Annotated in this window: 1 protein-coding gene; it reads left to right on the forward strand. The window is 66.7% G+C overall.

Annotation, left to right across the window (positions count from 1 at the left end; all coding sequences use genetic code 11):
• Nucleotides 1-246 (forward strand): low temperature requirement protein A (locus EOD29_RS34105; protein WP_206520610.1); only part of this gene is annotated, 246 nt, incomplete at both ends.

Genomic DNA, 246 nt, shown 5'->3' on the forward strand with positions numbered 1-246 from the left:
CCTTCATCGGCACGGTCGCCATGTGGTGGCTCTATTTCCGCTTCGGCCACGGGCGCGCCGCTCATCGCATCGAGCATGAGGAGACGCCGGGGGCTCTGGCGCGGCAGGCTTTCACCTACGCGCATATCCCGATTCTGGCCGGCATCATCGTGCATGCGGTGGCGGTCGAATTCATGTTCTCGCATCCGCACGAGACGGGTGACTTCGGCGTCGCGGCGGCGGTGCTCGGCGGCTCCGGTCTGTTCC

It is taken from the genome of Mesorhizobium sp. M1A.T.Ca.IN.004.03.1.1 (genome assembly GCF_003997555.1).
Taxonomy (GTDB): Bacteria; Pseudomonadota; Alphaproteobacteria; order Rhizobiales; family Rhizobiaceae; genus Mesorhizobium.